This is a genomic window from [Mycobacterium] fortunisiensis, assembly GCF_019050325.1.
Taxonomy (GTDB): domain Bacteria; phylum Actinomycetota; class Actinomycetes; order Mycobacteriales; family Mycobacteriaceae; genus Mycobacterium; species Mycobacterium fortunisiensis.
The window spans coordinates 1-14,702 of record NZ_VOMB01000013.1 but is presented as its reverse complement, the minus strand read 5'-3'; the positions used below and the strand labels follow the sequence as shown (position 1 = coordinate 14,702).

Genomic DNA, 14,702 nt, shown 5'->3' with positions numbered 1-14,702 from the left:
TCCTGGGGGCGGCTTCGGAGCGCAGCTATGCCGTGACCACGCTGGTGTCATTTCGAAACCCACGCCGTTTCGCGACGACCGCGCGACGGATCGGACGCGCGACGGTAGTAGTGTCGGTGCGATCAGCGGCTCGGATGATCATGTCCAAGTGCGCCAGAGCAATACAGATTGAGGGCCTGATGAGCGATCTCGCGAACACCGCCGAGAGGAGAGGTGACAAGCCGGCGACCAGTGGTCGACGCGGCAATCGCCTGCCTCGTGACGAGCGGCGCGGTCAGCTGTTGGCGGCCGCCAGCGAGGTATTCGTCGAGCGCGGTTACCACGCGGCGGGTATGGACGAGATCGCCGAACGCGCCGGCGTCAGCAAGCCTGTTCTGTATCAACACTTTTCATCGAAGCTCGAGCTGTACCTGGCGGTGCTGCAGCGCCACGTCGACAATCTGGTGTCCGGTGTGCGCCAGGCGCTGCGCACCACGACCGACAACCGCCAGCGGCTGCGCGCGGCGGTCGAGGCGTTCTTCGACTTCATCGAGCACGACAGCCAGGGCTACCGGCTGATCTTCGAGAATGACTATGTCAGCGAGCCGCAGGTGGCCGCGCAGGTGAAAGTCGCCACCGAGGCCTGCACCGACGCGGTGTTCGATCTGATCAGCCGTGACTCCGGACTGGAGGCGCACCGCGCCCGGATGATCGCGGTCGGGTTGGTGGCCATCAGCGTCGACTCGGCGCGTTACTGGCTGACCAACGACCGGCCCATCGACCGGAATACGGCCGTGGACGGCACGGTGCAGTTCGCCTGGGGCGGACTGTCACACGTGCCACTCACGCGGTCCTGACCTCAGGCGGTTTCCGCCCCCACGCCGAACCCGACGCGCCGCACGTCGGCGGCACCGATCTCGACGTAGGCGATCCGGCTGTTCTGCACCAGGAACCGCCGACCCTTCTCATCGGTCAACGCCAGCACGCCCGAATCCTTGGCGAGTGCGTCGGTGACCTGCTGCTCCACCTCTGACGGTGTCTGCGCGCTGTTGAAGGTCAGCTCGCGCGGGCTGTCCGTGACACCGATTTTGACCTCCACGCTGGACCCTTCTTTCTTTCTCACGTCGTTGTCGACTTCCTTGAGCAGGCTAGTGGACGGCCGGCCCCGGCCGCCGCGGCTGGGGCGCGAACGGCAAAACCGCAGAGACCGAACCGAGTCCGGACCGTGACCGACACACGCCGCACTCAACCTCATCTGTCACTTTTGCCTCGCTAGCATCAGGATCGATATTGGACGAGACGACTGGGACGGCCGCATGACCAGGCATTTTTCGCCGTACGACACCACGCCGACCGAACGCTTCGGAGACCGCTCGTATGAGCCGGGCGGGTACTCCGGCTACCGGTCCGACTACACCGATTACGACGCCGACTACGACGCCGATTACGACGACGAGGTCACGTTCTACGAAGACCCCATCGACCGGCGCTGGATCTGGGTGGCCGCCGTGGCCGGCGCGATCCTGCTGGTCGCGGTGATCTGCACCGTGGTGATCCTGGGCGGCGGCGACAGCGGTTCGGTATCGGCGACGCTCACGTCGCCCTCGGCGGACCCGACCCAGACCACGCAGCCGGCGCAGGACGCCACCTCGACTCGGGTCCCGCCGCGGGCAGCGCCGACCGCGCCGCTCTCACCGGAGACCGTGACCACCGTGACCCCGACGCCCAGCGCCACCGTTGCGCCGGCCCCGGAGGCACCGGCGGCCGCACCGCCGCCGGCGGCCATCGCAAGCCCGACCGCCATCACCTACCAGGTGACCGGCAACCGGCAGCTCATCGACCTCGTGACGATCGTCTACACCGACGAGCAGGGTGCCCTGCAAACCGACATCAACGTCGCACTGCCCTGGACCAAGACCGTGGTGCTCAACCCGGGGGTTCAGCTCAAGTCGGTGACCGCGACCAGTGTCGCCGGTCAGCTCAACTGCTCGATCACCGACGCCTCGGGTGCGGTGCTCGTGCAGCAGACCAACAACACCATGATCACCACCTGCACACAGTGACGAGGCAGTGACGGCTGGGCCTGGCGGCAACTACGCCAGGCCCAGTTCCTGCATACGGGACTGATGGGTGTCCTGCAGCCGTCCGAAGAACTCGGCCAGCTGGGTCAGGCCCTCGCCGCTGGACATCACCAGATCGACGAGCTCGTCATGATCGGCCAGCACGTACTGCGCCTGGGTGACGGCCTCACCGAGCAGGCGACGCGCCCACAGCGCCAACCGGTGTCGCTGCCGATCGCTGGCGGTCACCGCCGCGCGCACCTCGGCGACCACGAACTGCGAATGCCCGGTTTCGGCCAGCACCGCGCGGACCACCGTGGACACCTGCTCGGGTAGCGCGTCGGCGATCTCCAGATAGAAATCGGCGGCCAGCGCGTCACCGATATAGGTCTTGACCAACGCCTCCAGCCACGTGCTGGGTGTGGTCATCCGATGGTAGCTCTCCAGGGCTGACGCGTACTTCGTCATCGCCGCGACAACGTCAACTCCCCTGCGCTCCAATGCATCTCGCAGCAGCTCGTAGTGCCCCATCTCGGCGGCGGCCATGCTGGCCATGTTGATCCGGCCGCGCAGATTCGGCGCCATCCGCGCCTCGTCGGTGAGCCGGTAGAACGCGGCCACCTCGCCGTAGGCCAGCACCGCGAACAACTCGTTGACCCCGGGATGATCCGCCGTCACGCCCGAATCGACCGGCTCGACGATCTCTTGCGCAGCAGACTGAGGCGAATTCATGAGGCCAACTCTAGACGCCATCGCGACCCTGTGATCGGCTGGCAAATCGGCCCAGATCGCGCGACCAGCTACAATGGGCAGTGGTAACGGCTTCGAGCCGACTTTTTCAGACCTGAGCCGCTACCAGGAAATGTGCGTGCACGCAGTTGGCCCGCCCTGTGGAGCTGGGCCCAGCGGATCGGCAGCGCCGACGGATACGACCGTATCCGGGCGAACCCGACCGCCTCACCGTCAAACTCCGTGTGCGCTGGATGCCCATGAGGTTTGACAGTGAAAGGCTACCTCCACCAACCATGACCCACGTAAATAAAACATTTGCCGAACTTGGCGTGCGCGACGAAATTGTGCAGGCCCTCCGCGAAAGCAACATCGAGCACCCGTTTGCCATCCAAGAGCTGACGCTGCCGCTGGCATTGGCCGGCGACGACCTCATCGGCCAGGCCCGCACCGGCATGGGCAAGACCTACGCCTTCGGTGTCCCGCTACTGCACCGGATCTCCACCGATGAGAGCCGCCCGCTCAACGGCACCCCCCGCGCGCTGATCGTGGTGCCCACCCGCGAGCTGTGCCTGCAGGTCTACGACGACCTGGCCGGCGCCGCCAAACATCTGAAGGTGCACGTCGAGGGGGCCGCCGACCGCAAGTTCGCGGTGACCTCGATCTACGGCGGCCGTCCGTACGAGCCCCAGATCGAGGCGCTGCGCAAGGGCGTCGACGTCGTCGTCGGCACCCCGGGCCGGCTGCTCGACCTGGCCCAGCAGGGTCACCTGCAGCTGGGCGGCCTGTCCGTGCTGGTGCTCGACGAGGCCGACGAGATGCTGGACCTGGGCTTCCTGCCCGACATCGAACGCATCCTGCGACTGACCCCCGACGACCGGCAGTCGATGCTGTTCTCGGCCACCATGCCGGACCCGATCATCACGCTGGCCCGCACGTTCATGAACCAGCCCACCCACATCCGGGCCGAGGCCCCGCACTCGGCGGCCACCCACGACACCACCGAGCAGTTCGCCTACCGGGCGCACGCCCTGGACAAGTCGGAGCTGGTGAGCCGGATCCTGCAGGCCGAGGGCCGCGGTGCCACGATGATCTTCACCCGTACCAAGCGCACCGCGCAGAAGGTGTCCGACGAACTCGCCGAGCGCGGGTTCAAGGTCGACGCCGTGCACGGCGACCTCGGGCAGGGCGCCCGCGAGAAGGCCCTGAAATCGTTCCGCTCCGGGGCCGTCGACGTGCTGGTGGCCACCGACGTCGCGGCGCGCGGTATCGACATCGACGACGTCACGCACGTCATCAATTACCAGTGCCCCGAAGACGAGCAGGCCTACGTGCACCGCATCGGGCGCACCGGCCGCGCCGGAAAGACCGGCGTGGCGATCACCCTGGTGGACTGGGACGAACTGGCCCGCTGGGAAATGATCGACAAGGCCCTGAGCCTTGGCTGCCCCGACCCGGCCGAAACCTATTCCAGCTCACCGCACATCTACGAAGAGTTGGGCATCCCCGCCGATGCCACCGGCACCATCGGCACGCCGCGCAAGGCCGCCGCCGCCAAACGCAGCAGTGACGAGAAGCGCATCTCCTCGGCCGATTCGGCGGACCGCCCGGCCAAGGCCAAGTCCCGTAACCGTCGCCGGACCCGCGGCGGCAAGCCGGCCACCGGTCACCCCGAGGGCAGCCAGGCCCCCGGCGCCGACGACGCCGTCGCGGCGCCAACCGAACAGGACGGCGAGGCCACCCCGAGCACCCGCCGGCGGCGGCGCCGTCGTCCCCGCAAGACCGAGACCGCCACGGCCGGCTGACGGCCCTACGAGGCAAGACCAGACGGCACCAGTCCATGGTCAAACCCGAGCGCCGCACCCGCGGCGATATCGCCGCCGCCGTGGCGATTGTCGCGATTGTCGCCCTGGCCGCCGGCCTGATCTGGTGGACGAGTGACGCCCGCGCCACGATCAGCCGTCCGGCCGCGGCGCCGGTCCCCTACCTGACCCCGGCACGCGAAGTGCCCGCGGCACTGCAGCAACTGTGGGCCGCCGACAGCCCGAAAACCACCGCCCCGGTGCTGGCCGGCGGATCGGTGGTGACGGGTGAGGGCTCCACCGTCAGCGGCCGCGACCCGGTCAGCGGCGCGGTGCTGTGGAGTTATGCCCGCGACCTCGAGCTGTGCGGGGTGACCTCGGTGTACCAGTACGCCGTCGCGGTCTACCCCGACATCCGCGGCTGCGGGCAGGTCAGCACCGTCGACGGCAAGACCGGCCGGCGTGGACCGGCCCGCACCGCCTACGCCGACCCCGAGGTCCGGTTGTCCTCCGACGGCACGACGGTGCTCTCGGCCGGGGACAGTCGCCTCGAACTGTGGCGCTCGGACATGGTCCGGATGCTGTCCTACGGGGCGCTGGACGCCCGCATCAAGCCCGACGTGCCTGCCTCACCGGTGTGCCGCCAGCTGTCGGCGGCGGCGAGTTCCTCGGCGGTCTCAGTTCTGGAGGCCTGCCCGAAGAGCAAGTTCGTCCGGCTGACACTGCTGCGCCCGGCCGACGACGAGGACACCCCGGAGGTGCGCTACGTCGAACTGCAGGACATCACCGACGAGTCCGGCGCCCAGGTGATCGCGGTGTCGGGCACCACCACGGCGGTATATCTGCCGACCCCGAGACCGGTGCTCAACGTCATCGACGAAACCGGGAAAACCCTGGCCAGCCTGCCGCTGGCGGCGCCACCGGCACCGCAGTCGACCACCAGCCGCGCCGGGGACCTGATCACCTGGTGGACCGGCGATTCCGTGCTGGTGTTCAGCACCACCGGGGCCAACGGACTGGAGTACAAATACACCGTCAGCCCCTCGGGCCCGCACGCTCCCGTCGGACCCGCCACCGTGATGGCCGGACAACTGCTGGTGCCGGTGAGCGACGGCTACGACGTGTTCGATCAGCGCACCGGCGCCGGGCAACGCCACATCGCCCTGCCCCGCGCACCGAGCGTGTCCCCGGTGGTACCGGCGGTGGCCGGAGACACCGTGCTGGAACAGCGCGGCACACAACTGGTGGCGCTGGGCTCCGGATGAGGCCCGGCCCGCCCCCGGCTCAGCCGATATCGATCACGATCACCGTGGTGTTGTCGCTGCCCCCGGCGTCGTTGGCGACCTGAACCAGCCGCTGGGCCGCGGTCTGGGGCTCGGCATCGGCGGCGGCGGCCGCGGCGATCTCGGCGTCCTCGGCGCCGGCGAACAATCCGTCGCTGCTGATCAGCAACCGGTCGCCGGGACGGCAATCGAGATCGAACAGGTCGGGCCGGATGTAGGGGCCGATCCCCAATGCCCGGGTCAGCAGGTGCCGGTGCGGGTGGTAGCGGGCCTCCTCACGGGTGATCTCACCGGTCCGGACCAACTCGCCGGACACGCTGTGATCATCGGTGAGCTGACGCATGACGCCGTCGCGAATCCGGTTCAGCGGCGAATCCCCGATGTTGATGACCATCGGGCCGCCCTCGGCGTCACCGAACATCGCTACCGCCGTCAACGTCGCGCCGGAACTGGTGCCCGACGCGCTGACGTGTGCGAAAACCTGGTCGTTGGCTTCACGCACCGCACCGATCAGCCCGCTTCGGTCCGGCGCGGCCGCGAACCCGGCGGCCAGCACCTCCAGCGCGATCCGGCTGGCGTGTTCACCGCCCGGACCGAAACCGTCGGACACCGCGAACAGGATGCCCTCGACAAGCGCCGCATCCTGATTGCTCTCCCGCACCGGGCCCTGATCGGTGGCCGTCGCCGCCCCTGACACCGAAGCCAAGGTCATCTCCCCCCTGCGATGCTCCGCTGTGACCGCGTCGACGCGGCTACCCCACCTCGGGGGTGAAGGTCGGAAGCTTCTTGCCGGATTTCCAATGTTTGAGCAGCGCCTGGGCCAGCTCGCGGTAGGCCGACCCACCCTTGCTCTTACGGCCGGCCAACACCGAGGACCCCGACGCGCTGGCCTCGGCGAAGCGCACGGTGCGCGGGATCGGCGGAGCCAACACGGGCAGTTCGTACCGGTCGGCGACATCCAGCAGCACGTCACGGCTGTGGGTGGTGCGCGAATCGTAGAGCGTCGGCAGCGCACCGAGCAGCGCCAGCTCGGGATTGGTGATCTGCTGCACGTCGGAGATCGTGCGCAGGAACTGGCCCACACCGCGGTGCGCCAGGGTCTCGCACTGCAGCGGCACGATCACCTCCTGCGCGGCGGTCAAACCGTTGAGCGTGAGCACCCCCAACGAGGGCGGGCAGTCGATGATCACCACATCGAAGTCGCCGTCGATCTTGGCCAGGGCGCGCTTGAGCGCGTACTCCCGCCCGGCCCGCATCAACAGCATGGCCTCCGAACCGGCCAGGTCGATGTTGGCTGGCAACAGCGTCATCCCCTCGGCCGTCTCGACCAGGGCGGCGCCCGGTTCGACGTCGCCGAGCAGCACTTCGTGTACCGACACCGGCAGTTTGTCCGGGTCGTGGCCCAGCGAAAACGTCAGACAGCCTTGCGGATCCAGATCGACCAGCAGCACCCGTCGCCCCTGCTCGGCCATCGCCGCGCCCAGCGACGCCACCGTCGTCGTCTTTGCTACCCCACCCTTTTGATTGGCGACCGCTAATACTCGCGTCACACCTTCATCCAAGCACGCTCCCGTCTGCATTGCCCGGACGTGGGGCAGAATCGCCGATGTGAGTGACCGAGTGCACCGGCTGATCCTGCTTCGGCACGGCGAAACCGAGTGGTCGGCCAACGGCAGGCATACCGGCCGCACCGAGTTGGCCCTCACCGCGACCGGACGTGAACAGGCCACCCTGGCCCGGCGGGTCCTCGCCGAACTGCAACTGAGCGATCCACTCGTGGTCAGTAGCCCGCGGCAACGCGCGCTGGTCACCGCCGAGTTGGCCGGGCTGCATGTCGACGAGGTCAACCCGGTGTTGGCCGAGTGGGATTACGGCGACTACGAGGGCCTGACCACCGCCGAGATCCGGCAGCGCGTGCCCGATTGGCTGGTATGGACACACGGCTGTCCCGGCGGCGAGAGCGTCGCCCAGGTGGGCGCGCGGGCGGATCAGGCGGTGGCGCTCGCGCTGGCACAGCTGGACACCCGCGACGTGGTGTTCGTCGGGCACGGGCATTTCTCCCGAGCGGTGGTGACGCGGTGGGCCGAGCTGCCGGTGAGCGAGGGCATCCGGGTGTCGATGGTGGCGGCGTCGGTGGCGGTGTGCGGATTCGAGCACGGCGTGCGCCAGATCGCCGCCCTGGGCCTGACCGGGCACCCCAACCCGTGCCTGCCGCAGTGAATCCGTCGTTCGTGTTGGCCGGGCCGACCGGCGCCGTTTTGGGTCACGGCGTGCGCGCCGGTTTCGCCGAGATCGCCGCGGCCACCGCGGCGCTGCGTTCTGGAACACCAATCGTGGTGGGCGCGTTGCCGTTTGACCTGGATGCTGCGGCCGCGCTGTACGAGCCCGAGACCGTGGAGTTCACCGATACGCTGCCGGACTGGGCGCCGGGACCGGCTCCGGCCGTGCTGGACCGGCAAACCCTGCCCCCGAGGGCGGTACATCGCGAACGGGTGGCCGAGGCGATCCGGCGGCTACGCGATCCGCAGGATCCGATCGACAAGGTGGTTCTGGCCCGCGCGCTGCGGCTGACCGCGGACAGTCCGTGGGAGGTCCGCAGCGTGCTGCGCCGGCTGGCGGACGCCGATCCGGCCGCCACGGTGTACCTGGCCGATTTGTCCCCGGCCGGTGGGATGCACACCGGCACCGCCCTGGTCGGCGCGAGCCCCGAGCTGCTGGTCGCCCGGGAAGGTGAGGCGGTGATCTGCCAACCGTTCGCCGGCTCGGCCCCACGCTCGGCCGATCCCACCGTCGATGCGGCCAACGCCGCGGCACTGGCCGCCTCGGCCAAGAACCGCCGCGAACATCAGTTGGTGGTGGACATGTTGCGCGAGGCGCTGGACCCGCTGTGCCTGGATCTGCGGGTCGCCGAGGAACCACAGTTGCACGGCACCGACGCGCTCTGGCACCTGAGCACCCCCGTCGTCGGGCGGCTTCGTGAAAAGCACACCACCGCAATCGATCTCGCTGTGGCGCTGCACCCCACCCCGGCGGTCGGCGGTGTCCCCGCCGGCCGGGCGGCCGCGCTGATCGGCGAGTTGGAGGGTGATCGCGGGTTCTACGCCGGCGCGGTGGGCTGGTGCGACAGCAGCGGCGACGGACGCTGGGTGGTGTCGATCCGCTGCGCGGTGCTGTCGGCCGACCGATACACCGCCCTGGCCAGTGCCGGTGGCGGTATCGTCGCCGAATCCGATCCCGACGACGAAGTCGACGAGACCACCACCAAATTCAAGACCATCCTGACCGGACTGGGGGCGACATGAGCGACGCTTGCGAGCTGATCCGACGGGCCCGGCCCGGCGAAGAAGTCGAGATCACCGCGATGATCCGCGAGCTGGCCGAGTTCGAGAAGGCCTCCCACGAATGCGCTGTCACCGAAAAACACATGCACACAGCACTTTTCGGTGACCGTCCAGTGGCCTACGCACATCTGGTGGAGGTGGACGGGCAGGTGGCGGCCACCGCGGTGTGGTTCCTGAACTTCTCCACCTGGGACGGTGTGGCCGGGATCTACCTGGAGGACCTCTACGTGCGTCCGGCGTTCCGGCGCCGCGGCCTGGCCCGAAAGTTGTTGTCCACCTTGGCCGCCGAGTGTGTCGAGCACGGCTACAGCCGATTGACCTGGGCGGTGTTGAACTGGAACGTCAACGCCATCGCACTCTACGACGCGGTCGGCGGCAAGCCGCAGACCGAATGGACCACCTACCGGGTGTCCGGCGCCGAGCTCGACGCGCTGGCCGGCGAAACCGGCTAGCTATTCGCGTCCGGTGATCCAGTCCACCGTCGACGGACTGAACAACAGCCCCAGGGTCACCAGGGCGAGCAGCCCGATCAGCACGCCGTACACCACGTGGTGAGAGGTGATGACGTACCAGGCCACCGGCAGCAGCAGCAGGTTGGTCAGCACCGCGATGCCCCGGCCCCAGCGCCGTGCCGTGATCAGGGCCCAGCCACCGGCCAGCACCCCGCCGCCGATGAGCAGGAACCAGACCGCGGTGCCGTACCCGCTGACGATGTGCTGATCGGCGCCGGCCACCGCGCGCACCACCAGCACCACCGCCATGATCACCGCGGCCACACCTTCGGCGGCGGTCGCAAAACCCGCGTAGCGCGCGGCAGGCGGTTGAATCACGACAACTGCTCCGCCAGGTAGCGCACCGCGTACTCGTAGCCGGCCGGTCCGGCGCCGGCGATCACCACCCGGGCGACAGCCGACACGTACGAGTGGTGCCGGAACGGTTCGCGGGTGTGGATGTTGCTCAGGTGCACCTCGACCACCGGCAGGTCGACGGCGCTCAGCGCGTCGCGGAGCGCCACGGAGGTGTGGCTGTAGGCCGCCGGGTTGATGATGATGCCGCCGCAGTCCGCGCGGGCGGCCTGGATGGCGTCGATGAGCTCGCCCTCGTGGTTGCTCTGCACTGCGCGCACCTCGAGACCGAACCCGGCGGCGGTCTCGGTCACCTGCTGCTCGATCTGCGCCAGCGTGGTGGTGCCGTAGATCTCGGGCTGGCGGGTGCCGAGCAGGTTGAGGTTCGGCCCGTTGACGAGCAGTAATCGGCGTGCGGTCACGTCCTGTACGGTACCGGGCTCTCGCGCCGTCGAGATCGACGTCAGGGTTGCGATTCGGCGAGATTCACAACCCTGACGTCGATCTCGGCGTGCAGCACGGCGTGCGGGACAGACCGGGATACTTGGCCACGTGACCGACCACCCCTGCCCGTGCGGGTCCGGCCTGGCCTACCGGCAGTGCTGCGGCCCGCTGCACGACGGTGCGCCGGCGCCCACCGCTGTCGCCTTGATGCGTTCACGCTTCTGCGCCTTCGCCCTGGGCGACGCCGACTACCTGCGGGCCTCCTGGCATCCCGACACCCGTCCCGCCGAGCTGACACTGGACGACACTCTCACCTGGCGCCGGCTGCAGATCGTGGACACGGAGGCCGGTGGCGAGGACGACACGGACGGCGTGGTCGAATTCCGGGCCCAGTATGTGCACGGCGGCACGCGTCACATCCTGCATGAACGCAGCCGTTTCGTGCGGGTGAAGGGTCAGTGGCGATACCTCGACGGACAGATTTCCGAGTGACGGCCACATCCCGCAGCCGGTTAGGCTGATGCCCCGTGCGTGCCGTGCTGATCGTCAACCCGAACGCCACCTCGACCACCCCGGCGGGGCGTGACCTGTTGGCCCACGCGCTGGAGAGCCGGGTGACGCTGAGCGTCGAGCACACCAACCACCGCGGCCATGCCATCGAGATCGCCCGCGACGCGGCGCGTGACGGCGTGGACGTGCTGATCGTGCACGGCGGGGACGGCACGGTCAACGAGGTGGTCAACGGGGTGCTCGGGGACTGCGGTACCCGCCCCGCCGCGCAGGCACCCGCGGTGGCCGTCGTGCCCGGCGGATCGGCCAACGTCTTCGCCCGGGCGCTGGGTATCAGCCCCGACCCGATCGAGGCCACCAACCAACTCGTCGACCTGCTGGGCGGCTACCGGATGGGACGCTCGTGGCGCCGCATCGGCCTGATGGACTGCGGTGAACGCTGGGGTGTGTTCACCGCCGGGATGGGCGTGGACGGTGACGTGGTGGCCGCCGTCGAGGCGCAGCGCGCGAAGGGCCGCAAGGTCACCGCGGCGCGCTACATCCGGGTGGCCGTGCGCGAATTCCTGGCCAGTGCCCGCAAGGAGCCGACCCTGACCCTGCAGCTGCCGGGCGCCGACCCGGTCAGCGGCGTGCACTTCGCGTTCGTGTCGAACTCGAGTCCGTGGACGTATGCCAACAGTCGCCCCGTGTGGACGAATCCCGACACCACGTTCGACACCGGGTTGGGTGTGTTCGCCACGACGAGCATGAACGTCGTGGCGAATCTGCGGCTGGTGCGTCAGATGGTGTCGCGCAATCCGCGCCTGAAGGCCAAGCATCTGATCCGTCGCGACGACGTGTCATCGGTCACCGTGACGAGCGCCACGCCGGTCGCCTGCCAGATTGACGGAGATTACATCGGCGCGCGCGAAACCATGACGTTCACGTCGGTGCCGGAGGCGCTCAACGTGGTGGCGCCACTGAAGAAAGCTGATTGACCTGCGCAAAGACACCTAAAATGGTGGAATTAGGGCGCAGATGGGTGTGAGTGTAGTACACCGGAGTGGGCTGCTCGGTCACCGGCCCCGCCAGTGACATTGCCCACGTGTTAACTCAATGCTATTGACATCTGTTCAGCCTGTGAAAGCATCAATGCAACAGTGCAGAAACTTTCGTGTGCACGCGTTAACAGCCGAAGAAAATCTGGTGCGCTTCGCCGCGCACACATGTGATGTCTAACGAGGAGTTTGATCTTATGGATTGGCGCCACAAGGCCGTCTGTCGCGACGAAGATCCGGAGCTGTTCTTCCCCGTGGGAAACAGCGGCCCGGCGCTTGCTCAGATCGCCGACGCGAAGCTGGTGTGTAACCGTTGCCCCGTCACCACCGAGTGCCTCACCTGGGCCTTGGACTCCGGCCAGGACGCCGGCGTGTGGGGCGGCATGAGCGAGGACGAGCGTCGCGCACTCAAGCGTCGCAACGCCCGCACCAAGGCTCGTACCGGAGTCTGATCACACCAGACCCGACTCAAGCTATGGCCCTGACGAAAGTCGGGGCCTAGCTTATTTTTGCGGCATTTATCGATGGCAAATTGCGTAATGGTCGTCACATTTCGCTTCGGCACCGTTGTGCAATTCATTAGTGGTACTGCCGTTCCACTGCGAACTCGCTGTGAAGACGCGTCCGGGTCACTGGACTCCGCGGCTGCGCCGACCGATCGGCACCCGTAGCACCACGTCGGTTCCACCCGACTCGACGTCGTGCATACCCAGCGACCCGTCCAGTTCGGCGGTCACCAGGGTGCGCACGATCTGCAGGCCGAGCCGGTCGGACTTCTCCAGGCTGAATCCGTCGGGCAGGCCACGCCCGTCGTCGTGGACCACGACGTCGAGCCAGCGGGCCGAACGCTCGGCCCGGATGGTCACGCAGCCCTGCGCCGTATTGGCGTCGAAGGCGTGCTCGATCGCGTTCTGCACCAACTCGGTGATCACCATGACCAACGCCGTCGCCCGGTCGGCGTCGAGCACACCGAGCGCACCTGTTCGGTTGATCCGGATCGGAGTGTCCACCGAGGCGACATCGTTCATGATCGGCAAGATCCGGTCGATCACCTCATCGAGGTTGACCTCCTCGTCCACCGACATCGACAGCGCATCGTGCACGAGCGCGATCGAGGACACCCGCCGCACCGATTCACTCAGCGCCTCACGGGCTTCCGGGTGGTTGGTCCGGCGCGCCTGCAGTCGCAGCAGTGCCGCCACAGTCTGCAGGTTGTTCTTCACCCGGTGATGGATCTCGCGGATCGTGGCGTCCTTGCTCAGCAGCGCGCGGTCCCGACGTTTCACCTCGGTGACGTCCCGGATCAGGACCGCGGCACCGACCGAGCCGCCCTGGATGACCAACGGCAGGGTGCGCATCAGCACCGCTGCCCCGCCGGCGTCGACCTCCATCCGCATACTGGACCCGCCGGCCAGCGAGTCCCGTACATGGTTGGCCAGTTCCTGGGCCTCGAACGGGTCGGAGATCAACGGCCGGGTGACCGCCACCAGGTTGTGCCCGTCGAGCTCGGAGTCCAGGCCCATCCGGTGATAGGCCGAGATCGCGTTCGGGCTGGCGAACACCACGTCGCCGACCTCGTCGAGGCGGATGAACCCGTCGCCCACCCGTGGGCTGGACCGCGACATGGCCAGATCACCCACGTTGGGGAACGTGCCTTCCGACAGCATGTGCAGCAGGTCGCTGGCACAGTCCAGGTAGGCACCTTCCAGGGGGCTGGCCATCCGGCGGGCGGCCAGCGCGGTCTGATGGGTCAGCACCGCGACCACGTGATCGCGGTGCCGCACCGGCACCGCTTCCACGTTCAGACCGGGAAGATCCGGCGAATGTCGTTGCGTGCCACCACTTCCCCGACCGATCGCACCCGACTCGAACGCCGTGGTGACCACCGGCAGGTCAGCCGCTGCCGCCAGGGTGCCGACCGAATCGGCCAGCAACACGGTGGTGGCGGTGTTGGGCCGTACCTGCGCCACACAGACCAGCACGCCGTCGTCGCGGCGCACCCACATCAAATAATCGGCGAACGACAGGTCGGCCAGCAGCTGCCACTCCCCGACCACCGCATGCAGGTGATCCACGGCGCTGCCGGGCAGCATCGTGTGCTCCGCGAGCAGATCACCGAGAGTCGACATCAGCCAGCGATACCGGGGCCGGGCACGAACCGGGTCAGTCGATCACCGCGATGAGATCCCCGGCCTGGATCACGTCGCCCTCGGCGACGTTGACCTTGGTCACGGTGCCGGCGACCTCGGCGAGCACCGGGATCTCCATCTTCATCGACTCGAGCAGCACCAGGGTGTCCCCCGCACCGATCTGATCGCCCTCGTGAACCACGACCTCCAGCACACTGGCCACGATTTCGGCGCGAACGTCCTCGGCCATCTTCACCCCACTTCACTACGGCTGCTAACCCGACTACTTCTGCGGCTATATCGAACCACAACCCGGTGTGGTCAGCGCCGCCGCCGGGGCATGAGACACTAGGGAGCAAGAACTACACCATCTGGAGGATCATCATGGCCAAGCGTGGCCGCAAGAAGCGGGACCGCAAGCACTCGAAGGCGAACCACGGCAAGCGCCCCAACGCCGGTTCGAAGTCAGTGCGCTAGCTGTAACTCTCGGGGAGGTTGTGAACGGCGTGGCGCCGGTGAACAGGTGAGGGCCTCCGGTATCGG

At 68.0% G+C, this 14,702-nt stretch carries 19 protein-coding genes; 11 read left to right on the top strand and 8 right to left on the bottom strand.

The features are described from left to right. Positions 1-179 precede the first annotated feature (179 nt). Positions 180-836 carry an HTH-type transcriptional activator FasR gene (gene fasR / locus FR943_RS09480; RefSeq protein WP_217156319.1) on the top strand — a complete coding sequence of 219 codons (657 nt, stop codon included), beginning with the start codon at positions 180-182 and terminating at the stop codon, positions 834-836. Between the two features lie 2 nt (positions 837-838). Here fasR and FR943_RS09475 read toward each other — a convergent pair whose 3' ends face one another. Next, positions 839-1,078 (bottom strand): DUF3107 domain-containing protein, encoded by a 240-nt coding sequence (locus FR943_RS09475; RefSeq protein WP_217156256.1) that lies wholly within the window; start codon positions 1,076-1,078, stop codon positions 839-841. Between the two features lie 217 nt (positions 1,079-1,295). Here FR943_RS09475 and FR943_RS09470 point away from each other — a divergent pair, with 217 nt between their 5' ends. Then, a complete protein-coding gene (locus tag FR943_RS09470) occupies positions 1,296-2,042 on the top strand; it encodes a hypothetical protein (protein ID WP_217156254.1) in 747 nt (248 codons plus the stop codon). A gap of 30 nt (positions 2,043-2,072) precedes the next feature. On the opposite strand, the gene FR943_RS09465 is transcribed toward FR943_RS09470, so the two are convergent. Further along, the gene (locus FR943_RS09465) at positions 2,073-2,771 is read right to left on the bottom strand and encodes a ferritin-like fold-containing protein (RefSeq protein ID WP_217156252.1); all 699 of its coding nucleotides are present in this window, start codon (positions 2,769-2,771) and stop codon (positions 2,073-2,075) included. Positions 2,772-3,064: 293 nt separating this feature from the next. Here FR943_RS09465 and FR943_RS09460 point away from each other — a divergent pair, with 293 nt between their 5' ends. Both FR943_RS09460 and FR943_RS09455 read left to right on the top strand, forming a co-directional pair. Further along, positions 3,065-4,573: a DEAD/DEAH box helicase gene (locus tag FR943_RS09460; protein ID WP_217156251.1), complete on the top strand. Its 1,509-nt coding sequence runs from the start codon at positions 3,065-3,067 to the stop codon at positions 4,571-4,573. Positions 4,574-4,608: 35 nt separating this feature from the next. Further along, positions 4,609-5,835 (top strand): Rv3212 family protein, encoded by a 1,227-nt coding sequence (locus FR943_RS09455; RefSeq protein WP_217156249.1) that lies wholly within the window; start codon positions 4,609-4,611, stop codon positions 5,833-5,835. A 19-nt stretch (positions 5,836-5,854) separates the two neighbouring features. On the opposite strand, the gene FR943_RS09450 is transcribed toward FR943_RS09455, so the two are convergent. Beyond that, positions 5,855-6,565, bottom strand: coding sequence for a PP2C family protein-serine/threonine phosphatase (locus FR943_RS09450; RefSeq protein WP_246584950.1), 711 nt, complete (start codon positions 6,563-6,565; stop codon positions 5,855-5,857). Positions 6,566-6,605: 40 nt separating this feature from the next. Then, the gene (locus tag FR943_RS09445) at positions 6,606-7,433 is read right to left on the bottom strand and encodes a ParA family protein (protein ID WP_217156245.1); all 828 of its coding nucleotides are present in this window, start codon (positions 7,431-7,433) and stop codon (positions 6,606-6,608) included. A gap of 28 nt (positions 7,434-7,461) precedes the next feature. Between FR943_RS09445 and FR943_RS09440 the strand changes: the two genes are divergently transcribed. The 3 genes from FR943_RS09440 to FR943_RS09430 are packed head-to-tail and all read left to right on the top strand — an operon-like array spanning position 7,462 to position 9,646. Next, positions 7,462-8,073, top strand: coding sequence for an acid phosphatase (locus tag FR943_RS09440; protein ID WP_217156244.1), 612 nt, complete (start codon positions 7,462-7,464; stop codon positions 8,071-8,073). Then, positions 8,058-9,155 carry an isochorismate synthase gene (locus FR943_RS09435; RefSeq protein ID WP_217156242.1) on the top strand — a complete coding sequence of 366 codons (1,098 nt, stop codon included), beginning with the start codon at positions 8,058-8,060 and terminating at the stop codon, positions 9,153-9,155. Before FR943_RS09440 ends, FR943_RS09435 begins: the two co-directional genes overlap by 16 nt. Then, on the top strand, positions 9,152-9,646 hold the full coding sequence (locus FR943_RS09430) for a GNAT family N-acetyltransferase (RefSeq protein ID WP_217156240.1): 495 nt from the start codon (positions 9,152-9,154) through the stop codon (positions 9,644-9,646). The genes FR943_RS09435 and FR943_RS09430 overlap by 4 nt, the downstream gene beginning before the upstream one ends. Here the strand turns inward: FR943_RS09430 and FR943_RS09425 are convergent, their stop codons facing one another. Continuing rightward, on the bottom strand, positions 9,647-10,024 hold the full coding sequence (locus FR943_RS09425) for a hypothetical protein (RefSeq protein WP_217156238.1): 378 nt from the start codon (positions 10,022-10,024) through the stop codon (positions 9,647-9,649). It lies immediately after the preceding gene. Continuing rightward, positions 10,021-10,461 carry a type II 3-dehydroquinate dehydratase gene (aroQ, locus tag FR943_RS09420; RefSeq protein WP_217156236.1) on the bottom strand — a complete coding sequence of 147 codons (441 nt, stop codon included), beginning with the start codon at positions 10,459-10,461 and terminating at the stop codon, positions 10,021-10,023. The genes FR943_RS09425 and aroQ overlap by 4 nt, the downstream gene beginning before the upstream one ends. A 130-nt stretch (positions 10,462-10,591) precedes the next feature. Between aroQ and FR943_RS09415 the strand changes: the two genes are divergently transcribed. From FR943_RS09415 to whiB1, 3 genes are all read left to right on the top strand, one after another. Further along, positions 10,592-10,975 (top strand): YchJ family protein, encoded by a 384-nt coding sequence (locus FR943_RS09415; protein WP_217156234.1) that lies wholly within the window; start codon positions 10,592-10,594, stop codon positions 10,973-10,975. 35 nt (positions 10,976-11,010) lie between these two features. After that, the gene (locus tag FR943_RS09410) at positions 11,011-11,970 is read left to right on the top strand and encodes a diacylglycerol/lipid kinase family protein (RefSeq protein ID WP_217156232.1); all 960 of its coding nucleotides are present in this window, start codon (positions 11,011-11,013) and stop codon (positions 11,968-11,970) included. 257 nt (positions 11,971-12,227) lie between these two features. Next, a complete protein-coding gene (gene whiB1 / locus FR943_RS09405) occupies positions 12,228-12,482 on the top strand; it encodes a transcriptional regulator WhiB1 (protein WP_003882795.1) in 255 nt (84 codons plus the stop codon). Positions 12,483-12,659: 177 nt separating this feature from the next. Here whiB1 and FR943_RS09400 read toward each other — a convergent pair whose 3' ends face one another. Together FR943_RS09400 and FR943_RS09395 are read right to left on the bottom strand one after the other, a co-directional pair. Continuing rightward, positions 12,660-14,159 (bottom strand): two-component system sensor histidine kinase PdtaS, encoded by a 1,500-nt coding sequence (locus FR943_RS09400; RefSeq protein WP_217156230.1) that lies wholly within the window; start codon positions 14,157-14,159, stop codon positions 12,660-12,662. A 34-nt stretch (positions 14,160-14,193) separates the two neighbouring features. Further along, positions 14,194-14,409, bottom strand: a complete 216-nt coding sequence (locus FR943_RS09395; RefSeq protein WP_003882798.1) for a biotin/lipoyl-binding carrier protein — start codon at positions 14,407-14,409, stop codon at positions 14,194-14,196. 134 nt (positions 14,410-14,543) lie between these two features. On the opposite strand from FR943_RS09395, the gene FR943_RS26855 reads away from it, so the two are divergent. Next, on the top strand, positions 14,544-14,636 hold the full coding sequence (locus FR943_RS26855; RefSeq protein ID WP_003882799.1) for a 50S ribosomal protein bL37: 93 nt from the start codon (positions 14,544-14,546) through the stop codon (positions 14,634-14,636). Positions 14,637-14,702 lie beyond the last annotated feature (66 nt).